General features: G+C 54.3%; 11 protein-coding genes. 9 read left to right on the top strand and 2 right to left on the bottom strand.

All coding sequences use genetic code 11. The features are described 5' to 3' along the window. Positions 1 to 180: 180 nt before the first annotated feature. The 5 genes from glgB to glgP are packed head-to-tail and all read left to right on the top strand — an operon-like array spanning position 181 to position 9,550. Positions 181 to 2,364, top strand: coding sequence for a 1,4-alpha-glucan branching enzyme (gene glgB, locus JQ822_RS15025; RefSeq protein WP_213134152.1), 2,184 nt, complete (start codon positions 181 to 183; stop codon positions 2,362 to 2,364). Then, positions 2,364 to 4,337, top strand: a complete 1,974-nt coding sequence (glgX, locus tag JQ822_RS15020) for a glycogen debranching protein GlgX (RefSeq protein WP_213134151.1) — start codon at positions 2,364 to 2,366, stop codon at positions 4,335 to 4,337. Before glgB ends, glgX begins: the two co-directional genes overlap by 1 nt. Before the next feature lie 17 nt (positions 4,338 to 4,354). Next, positions 4,355 to 5,650, top strand: coding sequence for a glucose-1-phosphate adenylyltransferase (gene glgC / locus JQ822_RS15015; RefSeq protein WP_213134150.1), 1,296 nt, complete (start codon positions 4,355 to 4,357; stop codon positions 5,648 to 5,650). After that, positions 5,650 to 7,083 (top strand): glycogen synthase GlgA, encoded by a 1,434-nt coding sequence (gene glgA, locus JQ822_RS15010; RefSeq protein WP_213134149.1) that lies wholly within the window; start codon positions 5,650 to 5,652, stop codon positions 7,081 to 7,083. The genes glgC and glgA overlap by 1 nt, the downstream gene beginning before the upstream one ends. A gap of 19 nt (positions 7,084 to 7,102) precedes the next feature. Further along, entirely contained in the window at positions 7,103 to 9,550 is a 2,448-nt protein-coding gene (glgP, locus tag JQ822_RS15005) for a glycogen phosphorylase (RefSeq protein WP_213134148.1), read from the top strand. Positions 9,551 to 9,630: 80 nt separating this feature from the next. Here the strand turns inward: glgP and glpD are convergent, their stop codons facing one another. Next, positions 9,631 to 11,139, bottom strand: a complete 1,509-nt coding sequence (gene glpD, locus JQ822_RS15000) for a glycerol-3-phosphate dehydrogenase (protein ID WP_213134147.1) — start codon at positions 11,137 to 11,139, stop codon at positions 9,631 to 9,633. A 198-nt stretch (positions 11,140 to 11,337) separates the two neighbouring features. Between glpD and glpE the strand changes: the two genes are divergently transcribed. The 3 genes from glpE (at position 11,338) to JQ822_RS14985 (ending at position 13,344) form a co-directional block, all read left to right on the top strand. Then, positions 11,338 to 11,664 (top strand): thiosulfate sulfurtransferase GlpE, encoded by a 327-nt coding sequence (glpE, locus tag JQ822_RS14995; RefSeq protein ID WP_135324964.1) that lies wholly within the window; start codon positions 11,338 to 11,340, stop codon positions 11,662 to 11,664. Between the two features lie 75 nt (positions 11,665 to 11,739). Beyond that, positions 11,740 to 12,570, top strand: a complete 831-nt coding sequence (gene glpG, locus JQ822_RS14990) for a rhomboid family intramembrane serine protease GlpG (RefSeq protein WP_213134146.1) — start codon at positions 11,740 to 11,742, stop codon at positions 12,568 to 12,570. 15 nt (positions 12,571 to 12,585) lie between these two features. Further along, complete coding sequence (locus tag JQ822_RS14985; protein WP_096759257.1) at positions 12,586 to 13,344, top strand: DeoR/GlpR family transcriptional regulator; 759 nt, start codon at positions 12,586 to 12,588, stop codon at positions 13,342 to 13,344. Positions 13,345 to 13,385: 41 nt separating this feature from the next. Here JQ822_RS14985 and malT read toward each other — a convergent pair whose 3' ends face one another. Next, positions 13,386 to 16,091, bottom strand: coding sequence for an HTH-type transcriptional regulator MalT (gene malT / locus JQ822_RS14980; protein ID WP_213134145.1), 2,706 nt, complete (start codon positions 16,089 to 16,091; stop codon positions 13,386 to 13,388). A 628-nt stretch (positions 16,092 to 16,719) separates the two neighbouring features. On the opposite strand from malT, the gene malP reads away from it, so the two are divergent. Next, positions 16,720 to 19,113 carry a maltodextrin phosphorylase gene (malP, locus tag JQ822_RS14975; protein WP_213134144.1) on the top strand — a complete coding sequence of 798 codons (2,394 nt, stop codon included), beginning with the start codon at positions 16,720 to 16,722 and terminating at the stop codon, positions 19,111 to 19,113. The last annotated feature ends 4 nt before the right edge of the window (positions 19,114 to 19,117 follow it).

The following is a 19,117-nucleotide window of genomic DNA, read 5'->3' as shown; positions in this document are numbered from 1 at the left end:
TAAAGCATTGGCTATTCTTTAAGAGTGACTTAATACCGGAGGTATTAAGTTGTTGCCTGAAGGTGGGACGACGCAGAGAGGATGCACAATTGTGCTGCGCCGTTCAGGTCAAAAAAAGTGTCGCTACCTGATGTCGAAAATCAGTTGGAAGGGGTGACACCATAAAACAGGATGACAACCATGTCCGTTCGTATCGATAGAGACGTGATTAATGCGCTAATTGCAGGCCATTTTGCGGATCCATTTTCCGTACTCGGTATGCACCAAACTGAAGCCGGGCTTGAAGTTCGTGCCCTATTACCTGACGCCACCGAAGTGTGGGTGATCGAACCCAAAACCGGACGCAAAGTCGGCAAGCTGGACTGCCTCGACTCTCGCGGTTTTTTCTGTGCTGTACTTCCCCGCCGTAAAAATTTTTTTCGCTATCAACTGGCTGTTGTCTGGCATGGACAGCAGAATCTGATCGATGACCCTTATCGTTTTGGCCCGCTTATTCAGGATATGGACGCCTGGCTATTGTCTGAAGGGACGCACCTGCGCCCTTACGAAACGTTGGGCGCACATGCCGATACCATGGACGGCGTAACCGGCACGCGTTTCTCCGTCTGGGCGCCGAATGCGCAGCGTGTTTCGGTAGTGGGTCAGTTCAACTACTGGGATGGTCGTCGCCATCCGATGCGCCTGCGTAAAGAGAGCGGCATCTGGGAGCTGTTTATCCCTGGCGCACAGCATGGTCAGCTGTATAAATACGAGATGATCGATGCCAACGGCCATTTGCGTGTTAAAGCCGATCCGTATGCATTCGAGGCGCAAATGCGCCCGGAAACGGCGTCGCTTATCTGCGGTCTGCCGGAAAAAGTGGTGCAAACCGAGGAACGCAAAAAAGCCAACCAGTTTGATGCGCCGATCTCTATCTACGAAGTGCACCTGGGCTCGTGGCGTCGTCATACGGATAACAACTTCTGGCTGAGCTATCGCGAGCTGGCGGATCAGTTGATCCCCTACGTGAAGTGGATGGGCTTTACCCATCTTGAGCTGCTGCCGATTAACGAACATCCGTTTGACGGTAGTTGGGGTTACCAGCCGACCGGCATGTATGCACCGACCCGTCGTTTCGGCACGCGCGATGACTTCCGCTATTTTGTGAACGCGGCGCATCAGGCGGGGCTGAACGTCATTCTCGACTGGGTGCCTGGCCACTTCCCGTCGGATGACTTTGGTCTGGCTCAGTTTGACGGCACCAGTTTGTATGAGCACAGCGACCCGCGCGAAGGCTATCATCAGGACTGGAACACACTGATCTACAACTACGGTCGTCGTGAAGTCAGCAACTATCTGGTGGGCAATGCCCTGTACTGGATCGAGCGTTTTGGCATTGACGCACTGCGCGTAGATGCGGTGGCATCGATGATTTATCGCGATTACAGTCGCAAAGAAGGCGAATGGATCCCCAACGAATTTGGTGGTCGTGAAAATCTCGAAGCCATTGAATTTTTACGTAATACCAACCGTATTCTTGGCGAACAGGTGCCGGGCGCGGTGAGTATGGCGGAAGAGTCGACCGACTTTGCCGGTGTTTCAAGACCGCAGGATATGGGCGGCTTAGGGTTCTGGTATAAGTGGAACCTGGGCTGGATGCACGACACGCTGGACTACATGAAGCTGGACCCGATTTATCGCCAGCATCACCACGATAAGCTGACCTTCGGCATGCTGTACAACTACACCGAAAACTTTGTCCTGCCGTTGTCGCACGATGAAGTGGTGCACGGCAAGAAATCGATCCTCGACCGCATGCCGGGCGATGCGTGGCAGAAGTTTGCCAACCTGCGCGCCTACTATGGCTGGATGTGGGCCTTCCCTGGCAAGAAATTGCTGTTTATGGGCAACGAGTTTGCTCAGGGACGCGAATGGAACCACGACGCAAGCCTTGACTGGCACCTGCTGGAAGGCGGTGATAACTGGCACCACGGCGTACAGCGTCTGGTGCGCGACCTGAACCACACCTATCGTCATCACAAAGCGCTGCACGAGCTCGACTTTGACGGCTATGGTTTTGAATGGCTGGTGGTCGATGACAACGAGCGTTCGGTGCTGGTTTTTGTCCGTCGCGACAAAGCCGGCAATGAAATTATCGTTGCCAGCAACTTTACGCCGGTCCCGCGTCCTGGCTATCGCTTTGGTATTAACCAGCCGGGCAAATGGCGTGAAATCCTCAACACCGACTCGATGCACTACCACGGTAGCAATACCGGTAATGGCGGCGCGGTACACAGCGATGAAATTGCCAGCCATGGTCGTCAGCATTCACTGAGCCTTACGTTGCCGCCGCTGGCCACTGTCTGGCTGGTGCGGGAGGGGTGATGGCGCAACTGGCAACCGGTAATGCCACGCCCCATGGCGCAACGTATGACGGTCATGGCGTCAATTTCACCCTTTTTTCGGCGCACGCCGAGCGCGTTGAGTTATGCGTATTCGATGAGCAAGGCTGTGAGCATCGCTATGACCTGCCTGGGCGTAGCGGTGATGTCTGGCACGGCTATCTGGCCGATGCTAAGCCCGGTTTGCGCTACGGTTATCGCGTACATGGTCCGTGGCAACCGCAGCAGGGACACCGTTTTAACCCGGCGAAACTGCTGATTGACCCCTGCGCGCGCCGGGTGGACGGTGAGTTAAAAGATAATCCGCTGCTGCACGATGGGGGTAACGAACCGGATCACCACGATAACGCGGCAATTGCCCTGAAAAGCGTGGTGGTGTCCGACCGTTATGACTGGGAAGACGATGCCCCGCCGCGCACGCCGTGGGGCAACACCGTCATCTATGAAGCCCACGTCAAAGGGTTGACGTATCTGCACCCGGATATTCCGCAAGAGATTCGCGGCACCTATAAAGCCCTCGGTCATCCGGTGATGATCGACTATTTCAAACACCTCGGCATTACCGCGCTGGAGCTGTTGCCGGTGGCGCATTTTGCCAGTGAGCCACGGCTGCAGCGTTTGGGCCTGTCGAACTACTGGGGCTACAACCCGGTGGCGATGTTCGCGCTGCATCCGGCCTACGCCTGCTCACCAGAGAGTGCGCTTGATGAGTTTCGCGATGCGGTGAAAGCGCTGCACAAAGCGGGGATTGAGGTCATTCTCGATATTGTTTTGAACCACAGCGCCGAGCTGGATCTTGAAGGACCGGTTTTCTCCCTGCGCGGAATTGATAACCGTAGCTATTATTGGATTAGGGAAGATGGTGATTACTACAACTGGACCGGCTGTGGCAACACCCTCAACCTGAGCCACCCCGGCGTGGTGGAGTATGCATGCGAATGCCTGCGTTATTGGGTTGAAACCTGTCATGTAGATGGTTTTCGTTTTGATTTGGCTTCCGTCATGGGGCGTACACCTGCATTTCGTCAGGATGCGCCGTTGTTTACCGCGATCCAAAACTGCCCGCAGCTCTCTCGCGTTAAGCTGATTGCGGAGCCGTGGGATATCGGTGAGGGCGGATATCAGGTGGGTAATTTCCCCCCACCGTTTGCCGAGTGGAATGACCATTTCCGTGACGCAACGCGACGCTTCTGGCTCCAGCGTAATCTGCCCCTCGGGGAGTTTGCCGGACGTTTTGCGGCATCCAGCGACATGTTTAAACGTAATGGTCGCAAGCCTGGCGCATCGGTCAATCTGGTGACCGCGCATGATGGTTTTACGCTGCGTGACTGTGTGTGCTTCACAAATAAGCACAATGAGGCCAACGGTGAGGAAAATCGCGACGGCACCAGCAATAACTACAGCGACAATCATGGTAAAGAAGGATTAGGCGGCACGCTGGACCTGATTGAACGGCGGCGCGACAGCATTCATGCGCTGTTAACCACGCTGTTGCTCTCTCAGGGGACGCCGATGTTGCTGGCGGGCGATGAGCATGGTCATAGCCAGCACGGCAACAATAACGCTTACTGCCAGGACAACGCCTTAACCTGGCTGGACTGGCAGCAGGCAAACAGCGGGCTAACCACATTTACCGCCGCGTTGATTCATCTTCGCCAGCAAATTCCTGCATTAACAGGCGATTGCTGGTGGGAAGAGGGTGACGGCAATGTGCGTTGGCTGAACCGATACGCACAACCCTTAAGTGCGGATGAGTGGCAAAACGGCCCGAAGCAGATGCAGATCCTGCTTTCAGATCGTTTCCTGATCGCGATAAACGCCACGCTTGAGGTAACAGATATCGTTTTACCTGAAGGGGAATGGCACGCTGTTCCTCCATTTGCCGGAGAGGATAATCCGGTTATTACGGCTGTCTGGCAGGGACCTGCGCACGGACTGTGTGTGTTCCAAAGATGATAAAAAAGGAGTTAGTCATGGTGAGTTTAGAGAAGAACGATCGTGTAATGTTGGCGCGCCAGCTGCCATTAAAATCTGTTGCCCTTATCCTGGCCGGTGGTCGTGGTACCCGCCTGAAAGATTTAACCAACAAACGCGCCAAGCCTGCCGTGCACTTTGGCGGTAAGTTCCGCATTATCGATTTTGCTTTATCCAACTGCATTAACTCCGGGATCCGCCGTATTGGCGTGATCACGCAGTATCAGTCGCATACGCTGGTGCAGCATATCCAGCGCGGCTGGTCTTTCTTTAGCGAAGAGATGAACGAGTTTGTCGATTTGCTGCCCGCCCAGCAAAGGATGCAGGGTGAAAACTGGTATCGCGGCACGGCGGATGCGGTCACCCAAAACCTGGACATCATTCGACGCTATAAAGCGGAATATGTGGTGATCCTCGCGGGCGATCATATCTACAAGCAGGACTACTCGCGCATGTTGATCGACCACGTTGAGAAAGGCGCGCGCTGCACCGTCGCCTGTATGCCAGTGCCGATTGAAGAAGCCAGCGCATTTGGCGTTATGGACGTGGACGACACCGATAAAATTATCGAATTCGTTGAAAAACCGGCCAACCCACCGGCTATGCCAAACGATCCAACCCGATCTCTCGCCAGTATGGGGATCTATGTTTTTGACGCTGATTATCTGTATGAATTACTGGCGGAAGATGATCTCGATGAAAACTCCAGCCACGATTTCGGTAAAGATATCATCCCGAAAATCACCGCAGCTGGCATGGCTTATGCGCATCCATTTCCTAAGTCTTGCGTACAGTCTGACCCGGAATCTGAGCCGTACTGGCGCGACGTTGGGACGCTGGAAGCCTACTGGAAGGCCAACCTCGATCTGGCTTCGGTGACGCCTGAACTGGATATGTACGACCAGGACTGGCCGATTCGCACGCATATGGAATCACTGCCGCCGGCGAAGTTTGTGCAGGACCGTTCCGGTAGCCACGGTATGACGCTGAACTCGCTGGTGTCCGGCGGATGCATTATTTCCGGTTCGGTGGTGGTGCAGTCCGTTTTGTTCCCACGGGTGCGCGTGAATTCATTCTGTAACATTGATTCGGCAGTGTTATTACCTGAAGTGTGGGTAGGGCGTTCGTGCCGCTTGCGCCGCTGCATCATTGACCGCGCCTGTATTATCCCTGAAGGCATGGTGATTGGCGAAAACGCGGAAGAAGATGCGCGTCGCTTCTACCGCTCAGAGGAAGGCATTGTGCTGGTCACGCGTGAAATGCTGCGCAAACTGCAGATCAAACAGGAGCGATAATGCAGGTTTTACACGTATGTTCAGAGATGTTCCCCCTGTTAAAAACCGGGGGACTGGCAGATGTTCTTGGGGCGCTGCCCGCCGCACAAATTGCAGATGGTGTGGATGCCCGCGTGGTGCTCCCGGCGTTTCCGGATATTCGTCGCGGTATTCCTGATGCGCAGGTGGTAACGCGTCGGGATACCTTCGCGGGCCGGATAACGCTGCTGTTCGGACATTACAACGGCGTTGGCATTTACCTGATTGATGCGCCGCATCTCTATGACCGTCCTGGCAGTCCATATCACGATACCAACCTGTTTGCTTACACCGACAACGTCCTGCGCTTTGCGCTGCTCGGCTGGGTCGGATGTGAAATGGCCTGCGGTCTTGACCCATTCTGGCGCCCGGATGTGGTGCACGCGCACGACTGGCATGCCGGTCTGGCCCCGGCATATCTGGCGGCACGCGGCCATCCGGCGAAATCGGTGTTCACCGTGCACAACCTGGCCTATCAAGGCATGTTTTATGCAAAGCATATGGATGACATCCAATTGCCATGGTCGTTCTTTAATGTGCATGGGCTGGAGTTTAACGGACAGATTTCATTCCTGAAGGCGGGGCTGTACTACGCCGACCATATTACGGCGGTGAGCCCGACCTATGCGCGTGAAATCACCGAAGTGCAGTTTGCTTACGGAATGGAAGGGTTGTTGCAGCAGCGTCACCGTGAAGGGCGACTTTCCGGCGTGCTGAACGGTGTTGATGAAAACATCTGGAGTCCGGAAACGGACCTGCTGTTGGCGTCGCGCTATACCCGCGATACGCTGGAAGATAAAGCAGAGAACAAGCGTCAGTTGCAGATTGCCATGGGGCTTAAGGTTAACGACAAAGCGCCGCTTTTTGCAGTCGTGAGCCGTCTGACCAGCCAGAAAGGGTTAGATCTGGTGCTGGAAGCGTTGCCAGGATTACTGGAGCAAGGCGGACAACTGGCCCTGCTCGGCGCGGGCGATCCCGTGCTGCAGGAAGGTTTTCTCGCCGCAGCGGCAGAGCATCCAGGACAGGTCGGCGTGCAGATTGGCTATCACGAGGCTTTCTCACACCGCATCATGGGTGGGGCCGACGTTATTCTGGTGCCCAGCCGTTTTGAGCCGTGCGGCCTGACGCAATTATATGGACTGAAGTACGGTACGCTGCCGCTGGTGCGGCGCACCGGTGGGCTGGCTGATACAGTTTCTGACAGTTCGCTGGAAAACCTGGCGGACGGTATCGCCAGTGGGTTTGTATTTGAAGATAGTAATGCCTGGTCGCTGTTACGGGCGATCCGGCGTGCTTTCGTGTTGTGGTCCCGCCCTTCGCTCTGGCGGTTTGTGCAACGTCAGGCAATGGCAATGGATTTTAGCTGGCAAGTCGCGGCGAAGTCCTACCGTGAGCTTTACTATCGCTTGAAATAGATATCCAGGAATCACCTATATGAATGCTCCATTTAGTTATGCATCGCCCACACTCAGCGTAGAGGCTCTTAAGCATTCTATCGCCTACAAGCTGATGTTCACGATTGGCAAAGATCCGGTCATTGCCAACAAACATGAGTGGCTTAACGCCACGTTATTCGCGGTGCGCGATCGCCTCGTGGAGCGCTGGCTGCGTTCTAACCGTGCGCAATTATCCCAGGAAACTCGTCAGGTCTACTATCTGTCAATGGAGTTTCTGATTGGCCGCACGCTTTCCAATGCACTGTTATCGTTGGGGATTTATGACGATGTCAAAAATGCGCTGGAAGGCATGGGGTTGGATCTCGAAGATCTGATCGACGAAGAAAATGACCCCGGCCTCGGCAACGGCGGTCTCGGGCGTCTGGCGGCCTGTTTCCTCGACTCGCTGGCAACGTTAGGCCTGCCGGGGCGTGGCTACGGTATTCGCTACGATTACGGCATGTTCAAACAGAACATTGTTGATGGTCGGCAGAAAGAGTCCCCGGACTACTGGCTGGAATACGGTAATCCGTGGGAGTTCAAACGCCACAATACGCGCTACAAAGTGCGCTTTGGTGGGCGTGTTCAGATGGAAGGCAAGAAGATGCGCTGGATCGAGACCGAAGAGATCCTCGCGGTGGCTTATGACCAGATTATCCCGGGGTACGATACTGACGCCACCAACACGCTGCGCCTGTGGAACGCTCAGGCCAGTAGCGCAATCAACCTCGGTAAATTTAACCAGGGCGACTACTTCGCGGCGGTGGAAGATAAAAACCACTCCGAGAACGTCTCCCGCGTACTGTACCCGGATGACTCCACCTATTCCGGGCGCGAACTGCGTCTGCGTCAGGAGTACTTCCTGGTCTCCTCGACGATCCAGGACATTTTGAGCCGCCATTATCAGCTGCACAAAACCTACGATAACCTGGCGGATAAAATCGCCATTCACCTCAACGATACCCACCCTGTGTTGTCTATTCCTGAGCTGATGCGTCTGCTGATTGATGAGCATAAGTTTAGCTGGGACGACGCGTTTGAGGTCTGCTGTCAGGTGTTCTCGTATACCAACCACACGCTGATGAGCGAAGCGCTGGAAACCTGGCCCGTCGATATGCTGGGCAAAATTCTGCCGCGTCATCTGCAAATTATTTTTGAAATTAACGACTACTTCCTGAAGACGTTGCAGGAACAGTATCCGAATGACACCGGTCTGCTGGGACGCACCTCTATCATTGATGAATCTAACGGTCGCCGTGTACGTATGGCATGGCTGGCGGTGGTGGTGAGTCACAAGGTTAACGGTGTTTCTGAGTTGCACTCCAACCTGATGGTACAGTCGTTGTTTGCTGACTTTGCGACGATCTTCCCGACGCGTTTTTGCAACGTTACCAACGGCGTGACGCCGCGTCGCTGGCTGGCGCTGGCAAACCCGCCGCTCTCTAAGGTGCTGGACGAGAACATTGGCCGTACCTGGCGTACCGATCTCAGCCAGCTCAGCGAGCTTGAACAGCACTGCGATTACCCGCTGGTGAATCAGGCAGTACGCCATGCGAAGCTGGAGAACAAAAAGCGTCTGGCAACGCTTATTGCCCAGCAGTTGAACGTAGTGGTGAACCCGAAATCGCTGTTTGATGTGCAGATCAAACGTATCCATGAGTATAAGCGTCAACTGATGAATGTGCTGCATGTGATCACCCGCTACAACCGTATCAAGGCCGATCCTGACGCCGAGTGGGTGCCGCGCGTGAATATCTTCGCCGGTAAAGCGGCTTCTGCCTATTACATGGCGAAGCACATTATTCACCTGATCAACGATGTCGCTAAAGTGATCAACAACGATCCGCAAATTGGCGACAAGTTGAAGGTGGTGTTCATTCCGAACTACAGCGTCAGCCTGGCGCAGGTGATTATTCCTGCCGCCGATTTGTCTGAGCAGATTTCGCTGGCCGGGACGGAAGCGTCCGGCACCAGCAACATGAAATTTGCCCTGAACGGCGCGTTGACCATCGGCACGCTGGACGGCGCCAACGTCGAGATGCTGGAGCATGTAGGCGCAGAGAATATCTTTATCTTCGGTAATACGGCGGAAGAGGTTGAAGCCTTACGCAGCCAGGGCTACAAACCACGCGAGTATTACGAGAAAGATGAAGAACTGCATCAGGTGCTGACGCAAATTGGCAGCGGGGTCTTCAGCCCTGAAGAGCCGGGGCGCTATCGTGACCTGGTGGACTCATTGATCAACTTTGGCGATCACTATCAGGTGCTGGCGGATTATCGCAGCTATGTCGATTGCCAGGACAAGGTTGACGAACTGTATGGCCGCCCGGAAGAGTGGACCACCAGGTCGATGATTAATATCGCCAATATGGGTTACTTCTCATCGGACAGAACGATCAAAGAGTACGCCGAACACATCTGGCATATTGATTCGGTGCGGTTGTAGTAAAAAAGGCCCGGTAGCGTGACCGGGCCTTTTGATTTGTGTAGGCCGGATAAGGCGTTAGCCGCCATCCGGCTTTATTCTTAAGACGCCAGCGATAGCTGGTGTTTCTCAACATATTCCGCAAGCCACTGAGTCATGCGCGATTGCTGTTCGACGTTCAGCCACATGCCTTCTTTCGTGCGACGCCACAGCGCATCGTCTGCGCGGCGTACCCATTCGTGATCGACCAGATATTTCAGCTCAGCCTCATAGAACTCATGGCCGAAGTCTTCGCCTAACTCGGCAATCGAGGTTGCTTCGCCGATGATCCACTCGGTGTTGCTGCCGTAGGTGCGCGAATAGTGGCGCGCCAGCGATTCAGACAGGAACGGATAGCGACGGCGCAGTTTTGCCGCGTAATCTTCACGGTCACCGCCGATATCACCGCCGGGCAGGATGCACTCTTTGGTCCACGCCGGACCGATGCCCTGATAGTACGACGACAGTTTTTCCATCGCGTGCTCGGCCAGCTTACGGTAGGTGGTTAGCTTGCCGCCGAAGACCGACAGCAGCGGTGCTTTGCCGTTTTCGTCGTGGATATCCAGCGTGTAGTCACGGGTGATAGCCTGCGGCGAATCGGACTCGTCATCACACAGCGGACGCACGCCCGAATAGGTCCAGACGATATCGTCACGGCCCAGCTGTTTCTTGAAGTGCGCGTTGTAGACCTGCAGCAGATAATTGATTTCGCTTTCATCAATTTTCACCGCTTTCGGATCGCCTTTGTATTCGACATCAGTGGTGCCGATGATCGAGAACTCATCCATCCACGGAATGACAAACACAATACGCTTGTCTTCGTTCTGCAGAATATACGCCTGCTTCTGGGTATGGACGCGCGGCACCACGATGTGGCTGCCTTTGATCAGACGAATACCGTACGGCGATGGCAGATGCATGCCGTCGTCGAAGAACTCTTTCACCCACGGGCCGGTGGCGTTAACCAGGCCGCGCGCCTGCCAGGTGTGTTTTTTACCGGTATCGATATCTTCCGCTTCGACAATCCACAGACCGTTTTCACGACGTGCGGAGGTGGCGCGAGTACGGGTTAAGACTTCTCCACCTTTACGTACGACCATTTGGGCATTTGCCAAAACCAGTCGTGCATCGTCCACCCAGCAGTCAGAATATTCGAAACCGCGCACAATCTCGGGCTTCATCACAGAATCTGCGCCAAAACGCAAACCAGTAGAACTCGGCAAACTGGTGCGTTTGCCCAGATGATCGTACATAAACAGACCAATACGGATCATCCATGCCGGGCGCAGGTGCGGGCGATGGGGTAGACGAAAACGCATCGGGAAGGCGATATGCGGTGCCATTTTCAACAATACTTCGCGTTCAGCCAGCGCTTCGCTGACCAGACGGAATTCGTAGTGTTCCAGGTAGCGCAGGCCACCATGGATGAGTTTGGAACTGGCGGAGGAGGTTGCACAGGCTAAATCCTGCGCTTCCAGCATCAGCACGGATAAACCGCGTCCAGCGGCATCTGCCGCGATACCGGCACCGTTGATGCCTCCACCTATCACAATCAGATCTTTGGTTTCCATGCTGGCCTCTCGCACTTTCGTTATAGCTCATTAATGTTCGTTATCGAGCATAATAGCAAAGAATCGCGCCATTGGTAACATCGGATAAACAATTTACAGTGATACATATAACATTATGGCGTTTAACTGCCGTCGGGACGTACACTAGGAAGTAACATGCTTGCAAAGCATCACCTGCAATATAAAGAAGAGAAAGCCATGGATCAGTTTGAATGTATCAATGTCGAAGAAGCCCATCAGAAGCTGCTGCATGGAACGGCGGTGCTGGTGGATATCCGCGATCCGCAAAGCTATGCCATGGGCCATGCGCCGCAGGCGTTTCATCTGACTAACGATACGCTAGGGTCGTTTATGCGTGACCATGATTTTGATACCACCGTGCTGGTGATGTGTTACCACGGCAACAGCAGCAAAGGCGCGGCGCAATATCTGCTTCAACAAGGCTATGACGCGGTTTACAGCGTTGACGGTGGTTTTGACGCCTGGCATCGTCATTTTCCTGCAGAAGTGGCATACGGGTCGTAAACCAACAAAGATGCAGCCTGAAACGGGCATGATATATATACTGTCCTCTTTTGTGTGGAATAAGCGACAGCAACAATGTTGATGATTACCTCTTTTGCTAACCCCCGCGTGGCGCAGGCATTTGTTGATTACATGGCGACACAGGGCGTTATCCTGACGATTCAACAACATCAGCAAACGGATGTCTGGCTGGCGGATGAGTCTCAGGCTGAGCGCGTGCGCGCTGAACTGGCGCGTTTTCTGGAAAACCCAGGCGATCCGCGTTACCTGGCAGCCAGCTGGCAGTCTGGTCAAACGGACAGCGGCCTGCACTATCAACGTTTTCCGTTTCTTGCCACGTTGCGCGAACGCGCCGGTCCGGTAACCTGGGCGGTGATGGCCGCGTGCGTGCTGGTGTATATCGCCATGAACGTGGTGGGCGATCAGGCGGTCATGTTGTGGCTGGCGTGGCCATTCGACCCTACGCTGAAATTTGAATTCTGGCGCTATTTCACCCACGCTTTTATGCACTTCTCGCTGATGCATATTCTCTTTAACCTGCTGTGGTGGTGGTATCTCGGCGGGGCGGTGGAAAAGCGACTGGGCAGCGGAAAACTGATCGTTATTACCGTCATCAGCGCACTGCTGAGCGGCTACGTGCAGCAGAAGTTTAGCGGCCCGTGGTTTGGCGGATTGTCTGGCGTGGTGTATGCGTTGATGGGCTATGTGTGGCTGCGCGGTGAGCGCGATCCGCAAAGCGGTATTTTCCTGCAGCGTGGTTTGATTATCTTTGCCTTGATCTGGATTGTTGCCGGCTGGTTTGATTTGTTCGGCATGTCGATGGCGAACGGCGCACATATCGCCGGGCTGGCCGTGGGTCTGGCAATGGCATTTGCTGATACTATTCATGTGCGAAAACGAACGTAATCCCAGGGACTAATAATGAAACAAACACAACGACATGACGCGATCATCGAACTGGTAAAAAAACAGGGATACGTCAGTACCGAGGAGCTGGTGGAGCATTTCTCCGTCAGCCCGCAGACGATTCGCCGGGATCTTAACGATCTGGCCGATCAGAACATGATTTTGCGCCACCACGGCGGCGCGGCGTTGCCATCCAGCTCGGTCAATACTCCGTGGCATGACCGTAAAGCGACGCAGACGGCGGAAAAAGAGCGCATTGCCCGCAAAGTTGCCACGCAGATCCCGAACGGCTCGACGCTGTTTATTGATATCGGCACCACGCCGGAAGCGGTCGCCCACGCGCTGCTCAATCACAGCAATTTGCGCATTGTGACTAACAACCTCAATGTGGCGAATACGCTGATGGTGAAAGAGGATTTCCGCATTATTCTGGCCGGCGGCGAACTGCGTAGCCGCGACGGCGGTATTATGGGCGAAGCCACCCTCGACTTTATTTCACAGTTTCGTCTGGACTTCGGTATTTTGGGGATCAGCGGTATCGACAGCGATGGTTCATTGTTGGAGTTTGATTATCACGAAGTTCGCACCAAACGCGCCATTATTGAGAATTCACGCCATGTGATGCTGGTGGTGGATCACTCGAAGTTTGGTCGTAACGCGATGGTGAATATGGGCAGTATCAGCATGGTGGATGCGGTGTATACCGACACGCTGCCGCCCGCTGGCGTGATGCAGGTCATTGCCGACCACCATATTCAGCTGGAGCTGTGCTAAGTTAACCGTAGGCCTGATAAGCGTAGCGCATCAGGCATTAACTAAACCCCGTATCCCATCATCTTCAGCAGTTTCTGCGCATGCTGCACTGCATCCTGGCGGTGTGCGACGCCGAGCTTCTGGTACAAATTACGGATGTGCGTCTTGATGGTCGTTGCCGCGACGGCCAGTTCTCCGGCGATCTGCTCGTTGCTGTAGCCCGAATAAATCAGTCCTAACACCTGCCATTCACGCTGGGTTAGCGGGCTGGTACGGATAAGTTCGGGGACTTCGGGATGGGTCAGCAGGCGCTCAACGAACCCTTCATCAAAATGGGCGAATTTGTGGCGGTGATGCTGATTAATCTCGCGCAAAATGCGCTGGGCGCGATGCTGATCGAGTTCCGGTAGCGTATTGAGCTGAATCAGCTGACGCAACTGCTGCGCCATGGCCTCACCTTCAATAACAAAGTGACTGATAAACCCGGTGCGGTTAGCCAGCTGCAGCGCGTCGAGTAATACGCGCTGCGCGTCATTTTTACGTCCTGCCTGCCAGTACAGCTGATTCAGCAGCAGCAGGTTACGGTTAAGATCGCTCATCAGGCGCAGGTTACGCGCATTTTCGTTTAACTCTTCCAGCACAATCTCAGCCGGTTCAAACTCACCCAGCAGGATCTGCGCGCGGGCGATGTTGCGCCACTGACCTTGCAGGAAGTGGTTATTGGCGAACTCGGGTTTTGGCGTGTGGCGTAGCCAGTTGGCGGCTGAGTTTTTGTCGCCCACCATTTGCCAGTAAATCACCCGTACCTTATCGGCATTCGAGATCCAGTCGCTGTGATAGTGGCCGTTGCCGAGCAGGTTTTCCAGACGGTTGAGCAGGCTGCGGGCATTGTCCAGATCGCCCCGCGCCAGCGAACACTGAACCAGCAGCGCCAGGCACTGCAACTGCTGCTGCGGCTGGAAAGTGGAAAGCAGCTCAATGCCGCTGCGGGCAGACGCTTCAGCTTCGTCCAGACGCGCCCATGCCCACAGTAACTGCGCGCGAATACGCACCAGAAACTCGTGCATCGGCAGCTGTTCCAGATGCTGCTCTTTGATCAGCTGGAACGCTTTTTCCTGGATTTCCCAGGCGGCTTGTAAAAAGCCCTGGGCAAACAAGATTTCGCTTTGCTGGATCAGACTCCACAGCGCGTAATGCCAGACGTCATGATGGCGAGCCATTTGCTCAGTTTGTTGCATCAACGCCAGTGACCGCGTGAGATCGCCCTTACAGTGCAGGACTTCGCCATGCACCGAGGTGGCAACGATACGGCTGTAGAACCAGGCGATCGGTAACTCATCCAGCGCCAGCTTTGCCAGACGCTCGGCTTCGTCAGGATTCCCGTCGTTAATTGCCACCTGAGCACGCAGCGCATTAAATTCTGCGTGCAGGGTCTGTTCCATGTCGCCTTTCATTTCTTGCTCTGCGCGCGCCAGCAGGGTGTTCACTTCACTGTAGCGGTGCTGGCTCTGCATTAGCCAGGCTTGCAGCAGCACCAGGCGCGGGTTTTCCAGCAGGCTTTCCCACGGCAACGCTTTTAACGACTCTTCCAGCAGCGCCAGTTCACTGTGGTTAAACAGCCCCCATGCATGATTGAGCAGGATATCGCGCAGCATGTGGGCGTCGCCTGCCGCCAGCGCATGATGAATGGCTTCGCTGGGGAAACCTTGTTCCATCCAGCTTTCCGCGGCAGCGCGATGAATTTCGGGCAGTTCGCTCGCCAGCTCCCACTGGCAGCGCTGACGTAAGAAGTTGCCAAACAGCGGGTGGTAGCTAAACCATTCGCCGACGTCATCCATCCGCTGCAGGAATAATCCCTGGCGTTCGATCTCCTCCAGCCGCATTTGGCCGTTTTCTTCCCCAGTCACCCGGACAATCAGCGCATCGTTCATTGAACGCAGAATGGCGCTTTTCAACAGAAAATGACGGGTGCTGAGATCCACGCTGTCCAGCACTTCATCGACCAGATAATCCGATAAATGGCTGGCGTTGATCCCCGCCAGACGTCGTGCCGACTGGTGCGCGGAATGATTGTTCTGGCGAGCGGAGAGGGCGATCAGCTGTAACGCCGTGGCCCAGCCCGCGACGTCATCGCACATCCGGCTGCTTTCCGCCGCTTCAATAGGGGAAGACAAACGACGATCGAAGAACTGCTTCGCTTCCTGATGGTTAAACGCCAGTTGCTGGCTGCCGATTTCCAGTAGCTGATCGCGCACGCGCAGGTTGGCAATACCCAACTGCGGTAAATTACGCGACAGCACGACCAGCGTGAGATTCTCAGGCTGATGGCGCAGGAAGAAACGCATCGCTTCGTGAATGGCCGGATTGGAGATCAGATGATAATCATCCACCACCAGGTACAGCGGACGATGCCATTCGGCCAGTTCAATAAATAGCTGTGCAAACAGTGAAGTCAGGCTGGCATACTGGCGTTTTTGCACCATCGCTTCGCTGGTGGTGCAGTGTCCACCGGTCGCCTGTTGGATCGCGGCAATCAGATAGCTGGCAAAACGTTCCTGCTGGTTATCACCTTCATCCAGTGAGAACCAGCCCAATTCATTTTTCCCCGCCGCCCATTGTGAAACCAGCGTTGTTTTTCCATAACCAGCAGGACTTGTTACCAGGGCGAGCCTGAAATTGTTCGCGCCGGAAAGTTTAGCCAACAGGCGCTCACGAACCACCGTATGGTCGAGTCGAACCGGACGACTTAATTTAGACGGAATCAACATAAGTTTGTCACTTCACTGTGTGAAAATGGGGAAAATGATTTTTTTTGCGCTTCGTAATTAATGGTTATAAGGTCGGCCAGAAAGTCATTTTATGCAAGCTAAGCGGACTTTTTGTGTGTCTGAATTTGCACTATGTCACAATTCTATACATCTATTGCAATAATTGCTCTTAGGGGCCACAAAGGGCGTGGTGACTGGGTTCGGCGTTATTTTTCCGCTTAGGAAAATTGACCTCAATTTTTTATGGTTATTGAATTGTCCTGGATGTCGCCGGCAGTATTTGCGATCGACTTAAAATTTTCATGTGAAATATCTTATCCGCCATACGTATTTCAGGTTAGAAACTATTTCCCTGTTTACATAATTTTTCTCAACCATACCCCGCTATTTGATATTGTCTGGTTAATCCCTTTTTTAATGCGAAAACCCTGTCGCATTTGCCGGGGTTTTATGTGGATATTCTGCGTATCTACGGGCAATTACTGCTCCTTTAAGTGGCGGCGATCACATTTTTATGCTCATCCCCGCTCCTCCTCCCTGCCTAATCCTTGCCAGGATGAGGAAGGTCAACAATGAGCCTGGCAAACTAGCGATAACGTTGTTTATTATCTAAGGATCTGGAACCCCTATGTCACAGCCAACCTTCAACAAAGATCACTTTCAGGCGGCCCTGACACGTCAGTGGCAGCGCTTTGGTTTACTGTCGGCTCACGAAATGACCTCACATCAGTGGTGGCAGGCCGTGAGTGGAGCGTTGGCTGAATTACTCAGCGCCCAACCTGCGGCGAAACCGGCAAAGAATCAGCGTCATGTTAACTACATCTCGATGGAGTTTTTGATTGGCCGTCTGACCGGCAACAACCTGCTCAACCTGGGCTGGTATCAGGGGGTGAGCGATGAACTGAAAGCGCACGACGTCAATCTGACCGACCTGCTGGAAGAAGAAACCGATCCGGCTCTGGGTAACGGCGGTCTCGGGCGGCTGGCGGCCTGTTTCCTCGACTCGATGGCAACGGTGGGTCAATCCGCAACGGGCTATGGCCTGAATTACCAGTACGGTTTGTTCCGTCAGTCGTTTGTCGACGGTCAGCAGATGGAGGCGCCGGACGACTGGCATCGTGGCAGTTATCCGTGGTTCCGTCACAACGAAGCGTTGGATGTGCAGGTCGGTATTGGTGGTAAAGTCAGCAAAGAAGGCCACTGGGAACCTGGATTCATCATCACCGGTCAGGCCTGGGATCTACCGGTTCTGGGCTACCGCAACGGCGTGGCGCAACCGCTGCGTCTGTGGCAGGCCAGCCACGCGCATCCGTTTAACCTGACCAAATTCAACGACGGTGATTTCCTGCGCGCTGAGCAGCAGGGGATCGACGCCGAAAAACTGACCAAAGTGCTGTACCCGAACGACAACCACACGGCAGGTAAAAAGCTGCGCCTGATGCAGCAGTACTTCCAGTGTGCCTGTTCCGTGGCTGACATTCTGCGCCGCCATCATCTGGCCGGGCGTAAATTGCATGAGCTGGCTGATTTCGAAGTCATTCAACTGAACGATACTCACCCGACCATCGCGATCCCTGAGCTGCTACGCGTGCTGATTGATGAGCACCAGATGAACTGGGACGACGCATGGGCCATTACCAGCAAGACCTTCGCCTACACCAACCACACCCTGATGCCAGAAGCGCTCGAGTGCTGGGATGAGAAGCTGGTGAAAGCGCTGCTGCCGCGCCATATGCAAATCATCAAAGAGATTAATGACCGCTTTAAGAAGCTGGTCGATAAAACCTGGCCGGGCGATGCTACTGTCTGGGCTAAGCTGGCGGTGGTGCACAACAAGCAGGTGCGCATGGCCAACATGTGCGTAGTTAGCGGCTTTGCGGTCAACGGCGTGGCGGCGCTGCATTCTGACCTGGTGGTGAAGGATCTGTTCCCGGAATATCATCAGCTGTGGCCGAACAAATTCCATAACGTTACCAACGGGATCACCCCGCGTCGTTGGATCAAACAGTGCAACCCTGCGCTTGCCGCGCTGCTGGATAAATCGCTGAAAAAAGAGTGGGCCAACGACCTCGACCAACTGATTAACCTGGAAAAATACGCTGACGATGCCAAATTCCGCCAGCAGTATCGCGACATCAAGCTGGCGAACAAACAGCGTCTGGTGACGTTTATTAAAGCGCGGACCGGTATTGAGATAACGACCAACGCCATCTTTGATATTCAGATCAAACGTCTGCACGAGTACAAACGTCAGCACCTGAATCTGCTGCATATTCTGGCGTTGTACAAAGAAATTCGCGAGAACCCGCAGGCCGATCGCGTGCCGCGTGTATTCCTGTTTGGCGCGAAAGCCGCACCGGGTTACTACCTGGCGAAAAATATCATCTTCGCCATCAACAAGGTGGCGGAAACCATCAATAACGACCCGAAAGTCGGCGATAAGCTGAAAGTCGTCTTCCTGCCGGATTATTGTGTCTCGGCGGCGGAAATGCTGATCCCGGCGGCGGATATCTCTGAGCAGATCTCGACTGCGGGGAAAGAGGCTTCCGGCACCGGTAACATGAAGCTGGCGCTGAACGGTGCGTTAACGGTGGGCACACTGGACGGGGCTAACGTCGAAATCGCCGAGAAGGTGGGTGACGAAAATATCTTTATCTTTGGTCATACCGTGGAAGAGGTAAAAGCGCTGAAGGCGAAAGGCTATGACCCGGTGAAATGGCGTAAGAAAGATAAAGTGCTGGATGCCGTTCTGAAAGAGCTGGAAAGCGGCAAATACAGCGACGGTGACAAACACGCCTTTGACCAGATGCTGCACAGCATCGGCAAACAGGGGGGTGATCCGTACCTGGTGATGGCCGATTTTGCAGGCTACGTTGAAGCCCAGAAGCAGGTTGACGTGTTGTATCGTGACCAGGAAGCCTGGACCCGGGCGGCGATTCTGAATACCGCGCGTTGCGGCATGTTCAGTTCGGATCGCTCGATCCGCGATTATCAGGCTCGTATCTGGCAGGCGAAACGTTAAGGAA

Source organism: Citrobacter sp. FP75, assembly GCF_018342065.1.
Classification (GTDB): Bacteria; Pseudomonadota; Gammaproteobacteria; order Enterobacterales; family Enterobacteriaceae; genus Citrobacter.
The sequence above is the reverse complement of the archived record's forward strand: the minus strand, read 5'-3'. Positions and strand labels throughout refer to the sequence as shown.